Origin of the sequence: Klebsiella sp. Shm-1 (assembly GCF_040804525.1) — a bacterium.
Taxonomy (GTDB): Bacteria; Pseudomonadota; Gammaproteobacteria; order Enterobacterales; family Enterobacteriaceae; genus Klebsiella; species Klebsiella pneumoniae.
This window is the reverse complement of record NZ_CP161823.1, coordinates 4,111,057-4,128,444: the sequence shown is the minus strand read 5'-3', so window position 1 is coordinate 4,128,444 and position 17,388 is coordinate 4,111,057. Positions and strand designations below refer to the sequence as shown.

The following is a 17,388-nucleotide window of genomic DNA, read 5'->3' as shown; positions in this document are numbered from 1 at the left end:
ACGCGGCGTGGGTGTCGCGCATGGCGTAACAGTAGAGGGCGCTCGGGGCAGGCAGATAAGATAATTTTGTTCTGTGAGGATAACTTTTGCTTATCTCCCGGCGCCGGCGCCGTCATATAAATCACCTATCTCGCAACAGCGTTTCCCTCTTACCCATCACCGAAACAATGTCGATATAGTCGCGATAAGTGGTTAGCCATACCGGCGAAACGGGAAACCTTTTACCGGGTGTCGGTACTCTTTTATCCAGACCGAGGAAAACAATAATGAAACTGAAGCGAAATGCGGGTTTAGCGCTGGTTCTGACGCTGGTAGCAGTGTCCGGGGCCGCGCGCGCCGACATGCTGGCGGATATTCATGCGCGCGGTGAGCTGAAGTGCGCGGTCTATTCCGATGTGCCGCCATTTTCTGCCCCGGATCCAAAAACCCGCCAGTTGGTCGGGATGGACGTTGAACTCTGTCATGCGCTGGCAAAACAGATGGGAGTCAAGGCGCAGCTGGTTCCTACTTCCGTGGAAGCGCGTATTGCTATTATCGCCACCGGGCGAGCCGACGTGCTGATCGCCAACCTTGCCTATACCAAAACACGTGGCCGCCAGATTCAGTTCAGTGACCCTTACTACGTCGCGAAAGAGATGCTGTTGGTAAAAGAGGCGAATGCCGATAAAACCCTTGCCGATTTTAAAGGCAAGCGTATCAGCGCCACCAAGGGCACTACCTCTGAACAATCCATCGTGCTGAAGGGCGGCAAACCGGTTACCTTCCAGGACGCGGCGTCGGCGTTCCTTGCCCTTGAACAGAATAAGGTGCTGGGTTTCGTCACCAACACTATGACCGGTATCAAAATGATCGGTCAGGCAAAAAAGGACGGCATTAATCTGGCGATGATTAAAGAGCCGATGGCGCTAGAGCCTATAGGCGTGGGGATGAAGCAGGGCGAACCGCAACTGCTGGCCAGCGTCAATGAAAGCCTGAAGGTGATGGATGACGACGGGACGATCGACAAGATCTGGAATACCTGGATTGGACCGAATACCGAATACAAAATGGTCCGCGAAGAACGGGTACAACCGTTGTCCAGCCTTACGTTCGAACCGCTGGAATAAGTATGACGCCGACATCGAAAACGTTGTTACCCGAGCGCCGCGTTGAAATTCATGCCAGCGCTCCGGCGCGGATTTCCATGATGGGCAGCCGGGCCTGGCTTATCGAAGCGCCGGGTGCCTTTGACCTTCCGGCACAGCGCCGTATCTGGTCTATGGCGCAGAACCTGCAACAGTGGCCGGCGGTGGAATCCCTGATCCCCGGCGTGACCAATTTACTGGTATTGCTCCATGACACGCCGGAGGAACCGACGGCAGTGGAGCGCCGGTTACACGAGTACTGGCTGTCCGCGCAGGCGCTCAACCTCGAAGGGCGGCAGATTGATATCCCGGTGTGCTACGGTGGCGAACACGCCACCGATCTCGAGGCGGTATGTCGGCATACTGGTTTTTCCGCCCGGGAAGTTATTCGTCGGCATTCGCTGGGGGTCTATACCGTGGTCGCGCTTGGCAGTGCGCCGGGGTTTGGCTATCTCCATGGTCTGGATCCGCGTCTGGCGACGCCGCGTAAAAAGGTGCCTTCGCTGAATATGCTCAAAGGGACGGTCACTATTGGCGGGCCACAGGCGGGGGTGTCGGTGTTGACCGGACCGAACGGCTGGAATGCAATCGGCTACGCGGAAATTGAGGTATTCAACCCCCACTCCGCCATTCCTGCATTGATGGCGCCAGGCGATATCATCCGTTTTCTGCCTGAGAGAGTCGAACTGTGATTGAGATTGAACAAAGCGGATCGCTAAATACGATTCAGGATTTAGGCCGTCCGGCGTGGCGTCATCTTGGCGTCTCAGTGAGCGGGGTGATGGATCCGCTGGCACTGCGCGCCGGTAACGCCCTGCTGGGAAACGAGGAGAATGCGGCGGCCATCGAAGTTCAGATGTTTCCCTTTCGCGTGCGTTTCCTGGCGGACACCTGGATCGCGCTCACCGGCGCCGATTGCCGGGCAAGGCTCGACGGCGATGAACTACCGGCCTGGTGGGGCTGCGCGGTACGTAAAGGACAGGTGCTTGAGTTGCGTTTTCCCCGTCGCGGCGCACGCGGCTACTTATGCGTGGCAGGGGGCATTGATGTCCCTCTGGTTCTGGGCTCGCGCAGTACCGCTCTGCGTGGCGGTTTCGGCGGACTCGAGGGGCGGCAACTACAGCGCGGCGACGTGCTGTCCTGTGGTCCCTGGCAGGGGGCGCCACTCCCGGATTCCGGGATTGGCATTGAGCCGCCGGAAGTGGCCTTAAACGCCTTTTTCCCGCGCAACGCACAGGGCGATGTCCAGATCCGAGCTATCCCCGCTGGCGAGTATCCGTTGTTTGCCGCTGATGCATCGCGGTTCTGGAGCCAGGCGTGGAAAATTTCGCAGCACAGCAACCGAACCGGCTATCGCCTGGCGGGAGAGCCTATCCTGCCAGCCGAAACGGTTGAAATGCGCTCCTATGGCCTGATACCGGGCATCGTACAGGTTCCGCCGGCCGGCGAACCGATTATCCAGTTAAGCGATGCCAACACCGCGGGAGGCTATCCCAAAATTGCCTGCGTGATTGAAGAAGATCTCTGGCGTCTGGGCCAGCTCCAGGCGGGGCAGTCAATTCAACTGGTACAGGCCGATACGTCTACCGCCATCGCCGTGCGGCAGGAAATTGAACGTTGGCTGCAGCGTTTGCGCGTCAGCATAGCGCCGCTGGTCAAGGTCGTTGGTTTATAAGGAACTCAGCATGAAAATTGATGTGAACTCTGATATGGGAGAAGGTTTTGGCGTCTATCAGCTATGTGATGATTCAGCGCTAATGGATAAGGTCTCTTCTGCCAACATCGCCTGCGGTTTTCACGCAGGGGATCCGGCGATCATGACGCGGATGGTACGCCTGGCGAAAGTGCGCGGCGTGGGGATTGGGGCCCACCCCGGTCTGCCGGATCGCCAGGGCTTCGGGCGCAAAGAGATGGCGTTCTCTGCCGATGAGATCTGCCAGCAGGTGGTATATCAGCTTGGCGCGCTCTCTGCCATTGCCCGCGCCGAGGGTACCCGGGTAGTTCACCTGAGTTTTCACGCGGCAATGGGCAATATGATTAACCGTGACGATGCGCTGGCGCTGCAGGTGATGCAGGCCGTCGCCCGGATCGATTCGCAACTGATTATCTTCTGCCAGCCGGATACTATCATTGAACGGGCGGCACAGGCTGCCGGATTGCCGGTGCTGACGCTGTTTCTCGCTGACCGGGCCTACGACGATCGTGGACAACTTGTCCCGCGCGGTATTGCCGGTTCGCTAATCAAAGAGGAAGCGGCGGTGCGCGCCAGAGTACGTCAGTTTCTCCAGCAGGGAACGGTGACCACTTTTAGCGGCAATACGCTGTCGATACGTGCGCGTTCGATCCTGGTCCATAGCGATACCCCGGGCTCGCTGGCGCTGGCGACGCTGGTTCGTAGTGAGATTGAAGCCTGCGGTGCGACGGTAGCATCCGCGGCGGAGGTGCTGGCGCAGTAAAGCCTTTTCCCGTCACGAGGGGGGCAAATCGCGCCCCTGACCACTACCTGTTCTCCCTTTACGTTATGCGCTCTCGGACCCACGGTCAGTCAAAACCCATTGGCCATCCCGCCAGGTATGAATCCATCCCGGCGCCCCTCTGGAACGATAAAAAAATGCCTGCCGGGTCAGACGCCAGGCAGGCATTTCACTCTGCTTAGCGCGCACAATTTGCGCGCTACAGCTTAACGGCAACCCGCGCAGAAGGCCGCGAGGCGATCGCAACCGGTTTGCAGGCGTTCCATACTGGTGGCGTAAGAAAGGCGGAAGTAGGGGCTCATGCCGTAGGCTGCCCCCTGTACCGTCACCACGTGCTGCTCCTCAATCAGCGCCATCACAAAATCGGCGTCGCTGGCGATAAAATGGCCGCTGGCGCTGGTTTTTCCGATAAACGCCTCGATGTTGACGAACAGATAGAAGGCCCCCTGCGGCTTATGGCATCGCAGACCGGGAATTCCGGCAAGACGCTCAAGCACGTAATCGCGGCGCTGGCGATAGATTTCCGCCCGTTCTGCCAGCAGACCCTGCGGGCCATCCAGTGCGGCGACGGACCCCGCTTGTGCCAGGGTCGTCACGCCGCCGCTGTTTTGCGTATTGACGTTGCTCATCGCCTTAATCAGCGTCAATGGGCCACCGCAAAAACCCAGCCGCCAGCCGGTCATTGAATAGGCTTTCGAGACGCCGTTCACTGTCAATACGCGATCGTACAGCCGGGGCTCCACCTGTGCCAGGGTCCAGAATTTCACGCCGTCATACAACAGATGCTCATAAATATCGTCGGTCATGATCCAGATATGCGGATGACGCAACAGCGTCTCACCGAGTGCCAGGAGTTCGGCATGGGTGGCGACCGATCCAGTCGGATTGCTGGGATAATTCAGCAGCAGCCATTTGGTCTTCGGCGTGATCGCTGCTTCGACGTCCTGCGGCAGTGGTTTAAAACCGTACTCTTCATGACAGGGTACTGGCACCGGTGTGCCGCCAGCGAATTTAACGATGTCGGCGTAGCTAATCCAGGATGGCATGGGGATGAGTACCTCATCGCCGGGGTTAATGGTCGCCATCATAGCGTTGAAGATAATCTGTCGGGCGCCACCAGCGGTCAGGATCTGGCTGATATCGTAGCGTAGCTCATTGTCGCGCAGGAACTTGCGCTGGATGGCCGCACGCAACGCTGGCGTGCCGTCCGTCGGCGGGTAGCGGGTATCCCCGGCGCATGCTGCGGCATAGGCGGCATCGATCACGTGAGGAGGAGTGGGAAAGTCCGGTTCGCCGGTAGACAGACCAACGACATCGATTCCCTGCGCGGCGAGATCGCGTGCTTTTTGCGTCATGGCGACGGAGGCGGAGACGGTAACATTTTTGAGACGATCGGCTATATCAGGCATGAGGCTGCGGTTCCTGGTTCTAAGGTCAGCAAACCCACACGCGGCGCAGAATAATCCACCGTGTGCGGCGAAGGAGGTTAATACACATCAGCCAGCATAGAGGGGGGCGAAGGTGGCAAGCTAATAGCGCTTTGTTGTGGGGACATAACGCAATGCGATGACCGAAGGAAATCGTTCTCCTGGCATTCCGTTGACAAACAGGTATATGCCGCTGCACTCCGACGGTGCAAAGGCAACGGCGTTGAAGCGTGGGATGCCTGAAAATGGCGGCGCTATTGGCTGCCTGTGGTGCTCTTAGGCTATGGCACCGATCTTGCTTGCCATCAGAGATACGTATTGATGTGGGACTGCTACTATGAATCTTCGCCGCCTGAAATATTTCATTAAAATCGTCGACGTCGGGAGCCTGACGCAGGCCGCTGACATTCTGCATATCGCTCAGCCGGCGCTCAGCCAGCAGCTGGCGACTCTGGAAGGCGAAGTCGATCAGCAGCTATTAATTCGTACCAAACGAGGGGTCACGCCAACCAACGCCGGAAAAATTCTCTATACCCACGCTCAGGCGATTCTGCGCCAATGCGAGCAGGCGCAAAGCGCCATCGACGGTGCAGGCCAGGCCCTGAGCGGTCAGGTTTCTGTCGGGCTGGCGCCGGGCACAGCTGCCCAACTGCTGGCGATCCCGCTGCTGACAGAAGTCCAGCGCCAGCATCCCGGGATTGTGCTCTATTTCAATGAAAATTTTGGCACCACTCTCAGCGAATTGATTATGAGCGGTCGGATGGATATGGCGGTTATCTACGGTGACCGTGATATTCATGGATTGCGTTTTCTACCGCTGATGAAAGAAGAACTTTTTTTCGTCTGTCCGCACGCGCTGGGGGAGTCCCGGCGCGAAATCTCCCTGGCGGAGGTCGCCCGCTACGATCTGTTTCTACCGCGGATTTATAACATTATGCGTAAAGCCGCGGACGACGCCTTTACCCTGGCCGGACTGAGCTACCGGGTGAAGTGCGAGATTGAATCTTTGACCACGCTTAACGCCGCGCTGGCGGCGGATCTCGGCGGCACCATCATGCCGGAGTCCGCGGCGCGCACCATGCTCCAGCCCGCCAATGCCTGGATGGCGAGAATTGTCGAACCCAATGTACTCACTTCGCTCTCGTTCTGTATGTCCGATCATCTGCCGCTTTCACAGCCCGCAGAGGCGGTGAAGGGGATTTTGCTCTCCCTGATGGCGCAGCGGACTGAGGACAACCGGCCGCTAACCCTGGTGGGATAATAAGTCCCCCTTATTGCCTCAAAGCGAAACCCTCTTATCAACCCTTCCGATCCCCGCGCTAGAGTCACTACTCTGGCGCGCGGCACAGCCGTGCTCTGACCCTTGCGCGATGGAATCATGATGGAAAAAGAACTGATAGCTTTTGAGGACGTGCGCCAGCTGGCGCAGAAGATGCATAACGCCGGACTGCGGGAGCTTGAGTGGCGCGGCGCGGACTGGTCGGTTCGCCTGCGCTACCCCAGTGGCAAAACGATGGCCGAACCGCCGCCTCTGCCGCCGCTGGCGGCCGAAATCCGCCCGCTATCGGTGTGTTCCCCGATGCCGGGACGCCTGTTGCTGAGCCACCCCAGCCATGGGGAGGCGTTCGTCAGCGAGGGGCAGCACATTGCTCCAAACGATATCCTCGCGCTGGTGCAGGTCGGGCCGCTCTATTTGCCGGTGCGCAGCCCGGTGGCCGGGACGCTCAAAAACCTTGTGGCGCCGGCGGGCAGCCGGCTGGAGTACGGCAGCGAGATCGCGCTGCTGCTGCCCACGGATGCCGCTTCCGCGAAGTTATAAGGACCCCTTATCGGGCCAAACTATTTATGTCTTATCCCCGTTGGACATAACTGCATACAGTCAGAAAAACAACGTCAAAGGCAGATCGGTCTGCCGCAACAGGAGAGGCTCATATGCCATTTTCAGATTATAAAGTGGCCCTGGTGACCGGCGCTTCCGCTGGGATGGGGGAAGCGATTGTCGAACGCCTTTGTCAGGAAGGCATTGAGGTCCATGCGGTCGCGCGTCGCCATGAACAGCTTGCCGCCCTGGCGGACAGAACTGGCTGCATTCCCCACGCCGTCGACGTCGGCGATCTATCGGTGCTGACCGCACTGTGCCAGGGTCTGCAGGTCGATATCCTAGTGAATAACGCCGGCGTTTCTCATCCGGGATCGATTCTCGATGCCGAGGCCGACTGGGTCAACACCCAGGTGGATGTCAACCTGCGTGCCGTGCTGCACCTGTGTCGTCTGTTGGTACCGGGAATGGTGGCGCGCGACTGCGGTCACGTCATTAATATTACCTCCATCGCTGCGATTTATAACTTCAATGGCAATTCCATCTATCACGCCACCAAAGCAGGAGTGCACGCGCTGTCGCGTCAGCTGCGCGTCGATTGCTATGGCAAGCGGGTACGAATTACCGAAATTTGCCCCGGGCGGGTGGCGACGGAGATATTCGGTAACGTATCCGGCGATCACGAAGACGCCCGCCGTCGCTTTATCGATGGTTTCGAGCTGCCGGAAGCAAAAGATATCGCCGACTGCGTGGCCTTTGCGCTCGCCGCGCCGGTGGCAGTCAACATCGGCAATATTGAGATCACGCCGACGCTGCAGGTACCCGGTGGGCTATCCACGATGCGTCCTGGTGACCGTGAGTCCTGAATGACGGCAAACGAGGAGGATATATGGCACTCGACTTCAGTAACGTGATGACTGGCCACTACGGCCAGATGATTATTGATGGCACCGTCGTCACTCTGGAACTGGCGTTGGGTGCATGGCTGCTGGCCATGTTTATTGCGCTGGTGCTGGTGATGATCCGTCTGAGCAACAAGCGCTTCGCGCAGCTTTTGGTCGCGGCGTATGTATCCTATCACCGCAATGTACCGACGCTTATTCAGCTGATGATGTGGTATTTCGCGATTCCGACGCTGCTGCCTGAGTCGTTGCAGATGTGGGTCAACGAGATGAATGCGGAGTTTCTGTTCTCGCTGGTCGCGCTGGGATTGTGCCAGGCGGCCTATTTCTCTGAAGACATCCGCAGCGGTCTGCGTGCCATCCCCGAAGGCCAGAATGAAGCGGCGAGGGCGCTGGGAATGGGATATTTGCGCGCCATGTGGCTGGTGATTCTGCCACAAGGGATCCGTAATGCGTTGCCATCGGTGATTAACCACACCGTGCTGCTGTTTAAAAATACCAGCCTTGCAATGGTCATTGGCGTCACCGAGTTGACTTACGTAACGCGCGATATTGAAAACCAGACCTTCCGTACCTTCGAAGCTTATATGGTGGCGACGGTAGGCTACCTGGCCTTCTCTTTGTTGCTGATGGGGATGGGGGCGCTGCTGGCCCGTCGCTTTCAGCGCGCGTATGCGAGGTAATATATATGTTTGATTTTTTCACGATTCTGCATGATAACGGCCTGTTGTTGCTGATGGGGCAATATCCTGATGGTCCGCTTGGCGGTGTGCTGTGTACCTTGCTGGTGTCGCTGCTGGCAGTGCTGTTCGCCTTCCCGGTCGGCGTGCTGTTGTGCCTCGCTCGCCTCTCTCCGTGGCGCTGGCTGAGCTGGCCGGTCACCTGCTGGATCTATCTGCTACGCGGTATTCCTCTGATGATGGTGGTGTTCTGGACCTATTTCTGCGTGCCGTTGCTGATTGGCCACAATATTAGCGGCTTCAGCACGATGCTGTGTACGCTGGTTATCTACGAGAGCACCTACATCGCTGAAATTGTGCGCGGCGGGATCCAGGCGCTGCCTTCAGGGCAATATGAAGCCTCCCGTGCGCTGGGAATGGGGCATGTGCGGGCTCTGCGCCTGGTGATTCTACCGCAGGCGTTGTACAACGCGCTGCCAAGTCTGGTCAGTCAACTGGTGTCGATTATCAAAGATAGTACCCTCGGCTACGTTATTAACGTTCCGGAGCTGACCTATGCGGCCAACCAGGTCAGTAATCAGCTGCTGACAAAACCGTTCCAGGTCTTTGCCATCGTAGCGCTGAGCTACTACATCATTAATTTTAGCCTGACGTGGCTGGCCAATCGCCTGGAGCTGCGTATTGCCAGCAGGAGGCAACGTGCACAGTCCGCTATGGGAAAGCCGGTCATGCCGCTGGTTCTCGACCCATCACCATCACAAACTCAATAAGGAGCAACCATGCGACCGATGATTCTGTTCAATCAGGTGAATAAATGGTACGGGGAATATCAGGCCCTGACCGACGTCAGCGCCGAAATAAAAAGCGGTGAAGTGGTGGTGGTGTGCGGTCCTTCCGGATCCGGCAAATCGACGTTAATCCGGACGGTCAACCGTCTTGAGCCCATCGAAAAGGGACAGATCCTGTTTGACGGCGTCGATATTCATGGCTCGAGCACCAGGCTGAACCAACTGCGTACGAGAATCGGCTTTGTCTTCCAGAGTTTCAATCTGTTTCCGCACGTTTCGGTGCTGGAAAATATCATGATGTCGCCAGTGAAAGTTCTCGGCGAGAAGCGTTCGGAAGCCCGACGTCATGCCGGGGAACTGCTGGAAAGGGTGGGACTATCGCACAAGGCCGACGTTTATCCGGCACAGCTTTCCGGCGGCCAGCAGCAGCGGGTGGCTATCGCCCGGGCGCTGGCGATGAAGCCGCCTGTCATGCTGTTTGACGAACCGACATCTGCACTCGACCCGGAGATGGTCGGCGAGGTGCTGAGCGTGATGCGCGGGCTGGCGCAGGAAGGGATGACCATGATGTGCGTGACTCATGAAATGAACTTTGCGCGTGACGTAGCCGATACGATCTGGTTTATGGATCAGGGACAAATACTGGAAAAGGCTGATCCGGATAAATTCTTCACCGCGCCACAACATCCGCGCGCGCGACGTTTCCTCAATGATCTACTGCTCCATTAGGCGTAAATTCACTAATCAAAGAACAGGTAGGAACTTTTCAGCCTTATAACGCCTGATGAATTTCATCGGGCGCTTTGTATTGTCGTGGCTGTTGTATTGTACATTTCTACTCTACCGACTTTCTTGCCTGTACTAGAGAACATCGGTAGGCATCCATTTTCGAGGTGCCGCAGATACAGATTCTCGACGGTCGTTCCGAAAGCATTCATCCGGGCTCAGGCATTCAAATGGATAAGGATCATTTACCGTTGCTGGAAGACCAAAATCCGGTACGACGAAGCGAGATACTTTCTGGCACTGGAAGAGTGAAAATCTCCCTTACTAATGCCGTAAAAAGCTTGTCGAATGTCTCAGGGCGTGAAGCGGACGTTACTAACATCTATATGCATCAATCTGTGGGGAGCAGGTCAAGGCGACTACATCAGTGTTCAGAAGGATCACACCTTATCAGGGTGCTCGTGTACCTTTCAGAGCGTGAGCGAAGCGCTGGCAGAGCCTGCATGTCGTGTGCAGGTACGTTTACCACTATTCACCTGTTTACGTGGCTCATACGGCCACACATTGGGCTTAAATGCGTGTGATCAATCTGTTTCGGGAGGATTTAGAGACGTTGGCAGCGTCATCAGCTTCGAGTTGATAGCGGTTCGTGTGGACTGTTCACGCTTTGTACCTGTTCGAGCTTTACAACTACAGGCCGCTACGTGCTAACATCCCTGAGTAGCCACTGTTAACCATAGCGGCAACTGTTGGTCATACAATCCCTTAAAAGAAGATCGTAACTTGAGAGAGAGCTACTATTTAACTTATTGTTTTTAATGGGTTTTGTTGTGTGAGTGCCGATAATAGGAGTCGAACCTACGACCTTCGCATTACGAATGCGCTGCTCTACCAACTGAGCTATATCGGCCCTGCAAGAGGTGTTCACGAGCGTGAATCACGAGGCAAAAGGTTAGAACTTAGCGGGCGATGCGTCAATAGCCAGTGGAATCAACTGCCTATTTTTGCATCGCCCGTTCTCATTTACGCACGAATGGTATCGTCGCCGAAACCAATCCACTTATAGGTGGTTAACGCTTCCAGCCCCATCGGGCCGCGGGCGTGCAGCTTCTGGGTGCTGACCGCCACTTCCGCGCCGAGGCCGAACTGGCCGCCGTCGGTGAAGCGCGTGGAGGCGTTCACATATACCGCGGAAGAGTCCACTTCATTGATAAAGCGGTTGGCGTTACGCAGGGTGCGGGTCAGGATGGCGTCGGAGTGCTGGGTGCCATGTTCGCGGATATGGGCGATAGCCTCATCCATATCAGCCACCACTTTGACGTTCAGATCCAGCGACAGATACTCGTCGTCATACTGCTCCGCTTTCACCGGCTCGACCTTCGCAGGGCCGTTTTGCAGCGCGGGGAGGGCGGAAGGGGCGGCGTGCAGGGTGACGCCGCTCTCGGCCATCTGCTTGCTTAACGCCGGCAGGAAGGTGTCGGCGATGTTGCGGTGCACCAGCAGCGTTTCCACGGTATTGCAGGTGCTCGGCCGCTGGGTCTTGGCGTTGACGATGATCTTCAGCGCGGGGGCGATCTCGGCGGTTTCATCCACGAAAATATGGCACACGCCAATCCCGCCGGTGATCACCGGGATCGTTGACTGCTCACGGCATAGCTTGTGCAGGCCCGCGCCGCCGCGAGGGATCAGCATATCGATGTATTTATCCATCTTCAGCATTTCGCCCACCAGCGCGCGATCCGGGCTCTCGATAGCCTGTACTGCGGCGGCCGGCAGACCGCACTCCTGCAGCGCCTGCTGGATCACCTTCACCGTGGCGGCGTTGGTGCGCCAGGTCTCTTTCCCGCCGCGCAGGATCGCCGCGTTGCCGGTTTTCAGACACAGGGAGGCGACGTCGACCGTCACGTTAGGACGCGCTTCATAAATCACGCCAATCACCCCCAGCGGGACGCGGCGACGTTCAATACGCAGACCGCTGTCCAGCAGCCCGCCGTCGATCACCTGGCCGACCGGATCGGCCAGATTGCACACCTGGCGCACATCGCTGGCGATGCCGCTCAGACGCGCCGGGGTCAGCGCGAGGCGATCGAGCATCGCTTCACTCAGGCCATTGGCGCGAGCTTCGGCTAAATCTTCCGCGTTGGCGCGCAGAATATCGTCGGTCTGCGCTTCCAGATAATCGGCGATCTTTTCCAGTACCTGATTCTTTTCCCGACTGGAGAGTAACGCCAGCTGCCAGGAGGCCGCTTTGGCGGCAATGCCCATTTGTTCCAGCATTTTCAGCTCCTTAACGGATGATCATATCATCGCGGTGGACGGCCACCGGGCCGTATTCATAGCCCAGAATGGCATCGATTTGCTGCGAGTGCTGGCCGGCGATAAGGCGCAGCGCATCGCTGTTGTAGCGGCTGACGCCGTGGGCGATGTCGCGTCCTTCGCTATTGCGGATGCGGATCACTTCGCCGCGGGAGAAGTTGCCGCTGACGATTTTGATGCCTTTTGGCAATAGCGAGCTGCCTCTTTCGAGGATCGCCTGGGTCGCGCCCGCATCGACGGTGATTTCCCCCGCCGGCGGCGCGCCGAAGATCCAGCGCTTACGGTTCTCCAGCGGAGACTCCTGGGCGTGGAAGCAGGTACCTACCGGCAGGCCTGCCATCGCATGGCCGATGACGTCCGGACGGTTCCCGGCGGCGATGATGGTATCAATCCCCGCCCGGCAGGCGACGTCCGCGGCCTGCAGCTTGGTGCCCATGCCGCCGGTGCCAAGTCCGGAGACGCTATCGCCGGCGATGGCGCGCAGCGCGTCGTCGATGCCGTAAACGTCTTTAATCAGCTCCGCCTGCGGGTTGCTGCGCGGGTCGGCGGTGAACAGGCCTGGCTGGTCGGTTAACAGCAGCAGCTTATCCGCCCCGGCGAGGATCGCGGCCAGCGCGGAGAGATTGTCGTTATCGCCCACTTTGATTTCCGCGGTGGCGACGGCGTCGTTTTCGTTAATGACCGGGACGATGCTGTTATCCAGCAGCGCGCGCAGAGTGTCGCGGGCGTTGAGGAACCGTTCTCTGTCTTCCATGTCGGCGCGGGTCAGCAGCATCTGGCCAACGTGAATGCCATAGATAGAAAACAGCTGTTCCCACAGCTGGATCAGACGGCTTTGTCCCACCGCCGCCAGCAGCTGCTTGGAGGCGATGGTGGCGGGCAGTTCCGGGTAACCAAGGTGCTCGCGCCCGGCGGCAATGGCCCCGGAGGTCACGATGACAATACGGTGTCCCATGGCGTGCAACTGTGCGCACTGGCGCACAAGCTCGACGATATGGGCGCGGTTCAGGCGACGGGACCCGCCTGTTAAAACACTGGTGCCCAGTTTTACCACCAGCGTCTGGCTTTCACTCATGATTCTCTGCCGTTCAAAAGGAATATCGATATCGAGCTGATGTTGTAGCAGGAGTCGGCCCGCTTGCCAACACCCGGGGCGGCGGGCGCGCCATTTTATTGCGCGGGATCGGGCATTCTGGAGAGGGAATGTGACAAAAATATGTCAGATACATTTAAATACCCTTTTTTATAAAAAGTTCCATCTTGTCATAAATATTTAATATCCCGGCGTTAAAAAACCTCCAGTTTTTGATGGGCGAGCGCCCGCAATTGAATAGCGCGTATAAATAAATCACCAGGACTGAATAATGAAAAAGAGTACTCTGGCATTAATGATGATGGGCTTTGTGGCTTCAACAGCGACGCAGGCAGCGGAAGTTTATAATAAGAACGCGAACAAGCTGGATGTGTACGGCAAGATCAAAGCCATGCACTATTTCAGCGACTATGACAGCAAGGATGGCGATCAGACCTACGTGCGTTTCGGTATTAAAGGCGAAACGCAGATTAACGACGACCTGACCGGCTATGGCCGTTGGGAATCTGAATTCTCCGGTAACAAAACCGAGAGCGACTCCAGTCAGAAAACCCGTCTGGCGTTCGCTGGCGTGAAGCTGAAGAACTACGGCTCCTTCGATTACGGTCGTAACCTTGGCGCCCTGTACGACGTGGAAGCCTGGACCGATATGTTCCCGGAATTCGGCGGCGATTCCTCTGCCCAGACCGATAACTTTATGACCAAGCGCGCCAGCGGCCTGGCGACCTACCGCAACACCGACTTCTTCGGTCTGGTGGATGGCCTGGATCTGACCCTGCAGTACCAGGGTAAAAACGAAGGCCGTGAAGCGAAGAAACAGAACGGCGACGGCGTCGGCACCTCGTTAAGCTATGATTTCGGCGGCAGCGACTTCGCCGTCAGCGCAGCCTACACCAGCTCCGACCGTACCAACGATCAGAACCTGCTGGCCCGCGGCCAGGGTTCGAAAGCGGAAGCCTGGGCGACCGGCCTGAAATATGACGCCAACAATATCTACCTGGCGACCATGTACTCTGAAACCCGCAAGATGACCCCGATCAGCGGCGGCTTTGCCAACAAAGCGCAGAACTTTGAAGCGGTGGCGCAGTATCAGTTCGACTTCGGTCTGCGTCCGTCCCTCGGCTATGTGCTGTCGAAAGGGAAGGATATCGAAGGGGTGGGGAGTGAAGATCTGGTTAACTACATCGACGTGGGCCTGACCTATTACTTCAACAAAAACATGAACGCCTTCGTGGATTACAAAATCAACCAGCTGAAAAGCGATAACAAACTCGGCATCAACGATGACGACATCGTCGCGCTGGGTATGACCTACCAGTTCTGATTAACCGCAGAACTACCCGCCGCAGCCCTGGCTGCGGCTTTTTTTTAGCGGCGATTCTTCGCCAGATGCAGGGTGTCGCTGTTCATGGTGATCTGCGCGTTATACTCCTTCGGCAGACGACGCGCCTGATAGAACGCTGATTCCCAGTAAGGGTTGTCCAGCGAAGAGCGCATCACGCCCTGGCTGCTCGAGGCGTGAAGGAAATTATGATCGGTATCGTAAAAGCCAACGTGCATCCCGGCCCGGGTGCGGAAGAACACCAGATCGCCGGGACGTAAATCCCGCTTATTGACCCGCACACCCATGTGCAGCAGCTCGCGGGTGGTGATCCGCTCCATCGGCAGGTTAAAGCGATCCTTCAGCGTGCGCCAGACGAAACCCGAGCAGTCGACGCCGCTTTGTTCAGTACCGCCCCATTCATAGGGGGTTCCCTGCCAGGTGTGCATCTGATCATGCAGGGCCGCCACCACCGGGATCAGATCGTCCGATCCGCCGTCAATGGTCATATCCGCATGAGATTTTGTGTTCTTTGCCTGTTTCGGTGAGGAGGAGCATCCTGCCAACAACAAAAAAGGAATTAAAAAGAGAGCATGCGTCAGTTTTGGCTTCATATCGTTATTTTCGAAGTAGCAAGCAGACTGCTTTGTTTTATAGCCGATTAAAAACCACGGCTGAATAAGCCGAGGCCGCCTTTACGTTTATTTACGATTAAAAATAAACAACCTCGGGATGGATCAGCCATAAAGGGCAGTTGTCACTCCGCAACGGTCTGTGCCAGGATGCTGACAGGAACATTTCACGAGGCATTCCATGACGCATTACGCCATCTCTGGCGAGACTTTGCCCGGCGCCGCTTTCGACGCGGGGTGGATGACGTCTGCGCCTCATCATCGCTTCGCCACGCTCTGCCCACCGCCTCCCCCTCCAGACCGGGTAGTTTTCGGCGCTTAACGCCGTCTTTAGCAGGCGCTTACCTGCCGGTATGACGCTTGATACCTTGTGTTTGACGTTCTGGAGCATGCTATGCACGTTCGCTATTCTCTGCTCGCCTCGCAGGCGACAACGGCCCTTTTTGTGCTGCTGTGGGGCAGCGCGGCCATCTTCACCCGCTGGGGACTGGATAACGCCTCGCCGATGGCGCTGCTGGTCTTTCGTTTTCTGGTTGCCCTGGTCGCGCTGACGCCGCTGGCTATCGTCCGTCGGCGCTGGCTGCCCGCGCCGGGCACCCGCCTGCAGACAGCTGTCACCGGTCTGATGCTGATTGGCGACTATTCGGTCTGTTACTTCGAGGCGATGGCCAACGGCGTGACGCCGGGACTTATCGCCACCATCATGGGGATCCAGCCCATCCTTACGCTTTGCGTGGTGGAGCGCCGCCTGCAGGGGCGGCGGCTGTCAGGACTGCTGCTTGCCCTGGCGGGGCTGGTGCTATTGGTGTGGCGCAGCCTGGCGGCCTCACCGATGGCGACGGTGGGGATCCTGTTTGCGCTGGCGGCGCTGCTGCTGATGACCTTTGGCGCGCTGTGGCAAAAGCGCAGCCGTCAGGCGCCGGCGGATGTCCTGCCGCTGCAGTATGCCGTTAGTCTGGGGCTGTGCCTGCTGATTGCCCCGGTCAGCGGCTTCCGGTTTACCGTTAACGCCGGGTTGATTATTCCGGTGCTGTTTCTCGGGCTGCTGATTTCGGTGGTCGCCCAGCTACTGCTGTACCGTCTGCTGAGCGCGGGAAATATCGTCAATGTCACCAGCCTCTTTTATCTGGTGCCAGCGATCACGGCGCTGCTGGATTATCTGCTGCTGGGCAACCGGCTGCCGGCGGCGGCGATGATCGGTATGATGGCGATCGTCGGCGGGATCGTGCTGGTGTTCCGCACCGCGAAGGTCCGCGCCGGCTGATGGCGAGCCGGGCGCTGCGGCGTCCGGTTCATTTTCCTGTCATCTTTTTTACGCATGCTCCCGGCAGCTTATTTTGACCAGTAAGGGAAAGTACCATGGGCAACACGCTGACGATTTTTGATCTCGATAACACCCTGATACAGGGCGATAGCAGTACGGTCTGGAGCCAGTTTATGGTTCGCGAAGGGCTGGCGACGCAGAAGGGGTATCTTGCCCGCGAGGCGCGGCTAATGGCGGATTATGACCGGGGAGAGATGAATATCGCCGATTATGTGGCCCTGATCCAGGCGCCGCTGGCCGGAATACCGAAGTCGGACGTTGACGCGCTGGTGGCCCGCTGCGTGCGCGAGGCGATCCTGCCCCGGGTCTATCCGCAGGCGTGGGAGCTCATTCGTCGTCTGCGGGCCGAGGGAGAGCAGATGCTGATTATCTCCGCCTCGGTTAGCCTGCTGGTGCAGGCGGTGGCCGCCGCGCTGGAGATCGATCAGGCGCTGGGTATTGACGTGGCGATGGTCGACGGCGGCTACAGCGGTGAAATCACCGGGATCCCCAGCTATCAGCAGGGGAAGGTGGCGCGTCTGGCGCAGTGGCGCGAGGCGCATCCGCAGTATGACGGCGAGGTGACGTTCTATACCGATTCCATTAACGATCTGCCGCTGTGCCTGCATGCGGATCGCGTGCGGCTGGTCAATCCCTGTCCGCAGCTGCAGGCGGCCGGTGCCGGATACGGCTGGCCGGTGCTGAGCTGGCGGCTGGAATAGCGGAGCGGATAAATTTTTCTACAGGCCTGTGGGTTCAGTCGTCCCAGTCCGGATAAGCCCT

General features: G+C 57.8%; 17 protein-coding genes and 1 tRNA gene. 13 read left to right on the top strand and 5 right to left on the bottom strand.

From position 1 onward, the window contains the following. Positions 1–266 precede the first annotated feature (266 nt). Genes AB1E37_RS20300 through AB1E37_RS20285 form a run of 4 tightly spaced genes read left to right on the top strand, consistent with a single transcriptional unit; the run spans position 267 to position 3,580 of the window. Positions 267–1,106, top strand: a complete 840-nt coding sequence (locus AB1E37_RS20300; RefSeq protein ID WP_004222836.1) for an ABC transporter substrate-binding protein — start codon at positions 267–269, stop codon at positions 1,104–1,106. A gap of 2 nt (positions 1,107–1,108) precedes the next feature. Beyond that, complete coding sequence (gene pxpB, locus AB1E37_RS20295; RefSeq protein WP_004222839.1) at positions 1,109–1,816, top strand: 5-oxoprolinase subunit PxpB; 708 nt, start codon at positions 1,109–1,111, stop codon at positions 1,814–1,816. After that, complete coding sequence (locus AB1E37_RS20290) at positions 1,813–2,799, top strand: biotin-dependent carboxyltransferase family protein (RefSeq protein ID WP_004222841.1); 987 nt, start codon at positions 1,813–1,815, stop codon at positions 2,797–2,799. The genes pxpB and AB1E37_RS20290 overlap by 4 nt, the downstream gene beginning before the upstream one ends. A gap of 10 nt (positions 2,800–2,809) precedes the next feature. Beyond that, positions 2,810–3,580: a 5-oxoprolinase subunit PxpA gene (locus AB1E37_RS20285; RefSeq protein ID WP_004222843.1), complete on the top strand. Its 771-nt coding sequence runs from the start codon at positions 2,810–2,812 to the stop codon at positions 3,578–3,580. A 224-nt stretch (positions 3,581–3,804) separates the two neighbouring features. Here the strand turns inward: AB1E37_RS20285 and AB1E37_RS20280 are convergent, their stop codons facing one another. After that, positions 3,805–5,007: a pyridoxal phosphate-dependent aminotransferase gene (locus AB1E37_RS20280; RefSeq protein WP_004222844.1), complete on the bottom strand. Its 1,203-nt coding sequence runs from the start codon at positions 5,005–5,007 to the stop codon at positions 3,805–3,807. 355 nt (positions 5,008–5,362) lie between these two features. On the opposite strand from AB1E37_RS20280, the gene nac reads away from it, so the two are divergent. The 6 genes from nac to AB1E37_RS20250 all read left to right on the top strand — a co-directional run bounded on the left by nac (position 5,363) and on the right by AB1E37_RS20250 (position 9,943). Beyond that, entirely contained in the window at positions 5,363–6,286 is a 924-nt protein-coding gene (gene nac / locus AB1E37_RS20275) for a nitrogen assimilation transcriptional regulator NAC (protein WP_004222846.1), read from the top strand. 117 nt (positions 6,287–6,403) lie between these two features. Further along, complete coding sequence (locus tag AB1E37_RS20270; RefSeq protein ID WP_223271226.1) at positions 6,404–6,844, top strand: acetyl-CoA carboxylase biotin carboxyl carrier protein subunit; 441 nt, start codon at positions 6,404–6,406, stop codon at positions 6,842–6,844. A 113-nt stretch (positions 6,845–6,957) separates the two neighbouring features. Beyond that, on the top strand, positions 6,958–7,710 hold the full coding sequence (locus AB1E37_RS20265) for an SDR family oxidoreductase (protein WP_004222850.1): 753 nt from the start codon (positions 6,958–6,960) through the stop codon (positions 7,708–7,710). A 23-nt stretch (positions 7,711–7,733) separates the two neighbouring features. Continuing rightward, positions 7,734–8,429 (top strand): amino acid ABC transporter permease, encoded by a 696-nt coding sequence (locus AB1E37_RS20260; protein WP_004222853.1) that lies wholly within the window; start codon positions 7,734–7,736, stop codon positions 8,427–8,429. Positions 8,430–8,434: 5 nt separating this feature from the next. After that, positions 8,435–9,196, top strand: coding sequence for an amino acid ABC transporter permease (locus tag AB1E37_RS20255; RefSeq protein WP_004222855.1), 762 nt, complete (start codon positions 8,435–8,437; stop codon positions 9,194–9,196). A 9-nt stretch (positions 9,197–9,205) separates the two neighbouring features. Continuing rightward, positions 9,206–9,943 (top strand): amino acid ABC transporter ATP-binding protein, encoded by a 738-nt coding sequence (locus AB1E37_RS20250; RefSeq protein WP_020316552.1) that lies wholly within the window; start codon positions 9,206–9,208, stop codon positions 9,941–9,943. Between the two features lie 834 nt (positions 9,944–10,777). Here AB1E37_RS20250 and AB1E37_RS20245 read toward each other — a convergent pair. From AB1E37_RS20245 to proB, 3 genes are all read right to left on the bottom strand, one after another. After that, positions 10,778–10,850: transfer RNA gene (locus tag AB1E37_RS20245), tRNA-Thr, on the bottom strand. A gap of 113 nt (positions 10,851–10,963) precedes the next feature. Continuing rightward, on the bottom strand, positions 10,964–12,217 hold the full coding sequence (proA, locus tag AB1E37_RS20240; protein ID WP_004147253.1) for a glutamate-5-semialdehyde dehydrogenase: 1,254 nt from the start codon (positions 12,215–12,217) through the stop codon (positions 10,964–10,966). Between the two features lie 10 nt (positions 12,218–12,227). After that, positions 12,228–13,331: a glutamate 5-kinase gene (gene proB / locus AB1E37_RS20235; RefSeq protein ID WP_004144574.1), complete on the bottom strand. Its 1,104-nt coding sequence runs from the start codon at positions 13,329–13,331 to the stop codon at positions 12,228–12,230. Between the two features lie 289 nt (positions 13,332–13,620). On the opposite strand from proB, the gene phoE reads away from it, so the two are divergent. Continuing rightward, the gene (phoE, locus tag AB1E37_RS20230; protein WP_004144576.1) at positions 13,621–14,673 is read left to right on the top strand and encodes a phosphoporin PhoE; all 1,053 of its coding nucleotides are present in this window, start codon (positions 13,621–13,623) and stop codon (positions 14,671–14,673) included. Positions 14,674–14,717: 44 nt separating this feature from the next. On the opposite strand, the gene AB1E37_RS20225 is transcribed toward phoE, so the two are convergent. After that, positions 14,718–15,284: an NlpC/P60 family protein gene (locus AB1E37_RS20225; protein WP_004222859.1), complete on the bottom strand. Its 567-nt coding sequence runs from the start codon at positions 15,282–15,284 to the stop codon at positions 14,718–14,720. 412 nt (positions 15,285–15,696) lie between these two features. Here AB1E37_RS20225 and AB1E37_RS20220 point away from each other — a divergent pair, with 412 nt between their 5' ends. After that, positions 15,697–16,566 carry a DMT family transporter gene (locus AB1E37_RS20220; RefSeq protein ID WP_029884554.1) on the top strand — a complete coding sequence of 290 codons (870 nt, stop codon included), beginning with the start codon at positions 15,697–15,699 and terminating at the stop codon, positions 16,564–16,566. A gap of 95 nt (positions 16,567–16,661) precedes the next feature. Then, complete coding sequence (locus AB1E37_RS20215; RefSeq protein ID WP_004177299.1) at positions 16,662–17,327, top strand: HAD family phosphatase; 666 nt, start codon at positions 16,662–16,664, stop codon at positions 17,325–17,327. Positions 17,328–17,388: the final 61 nt, after the last annotated feature.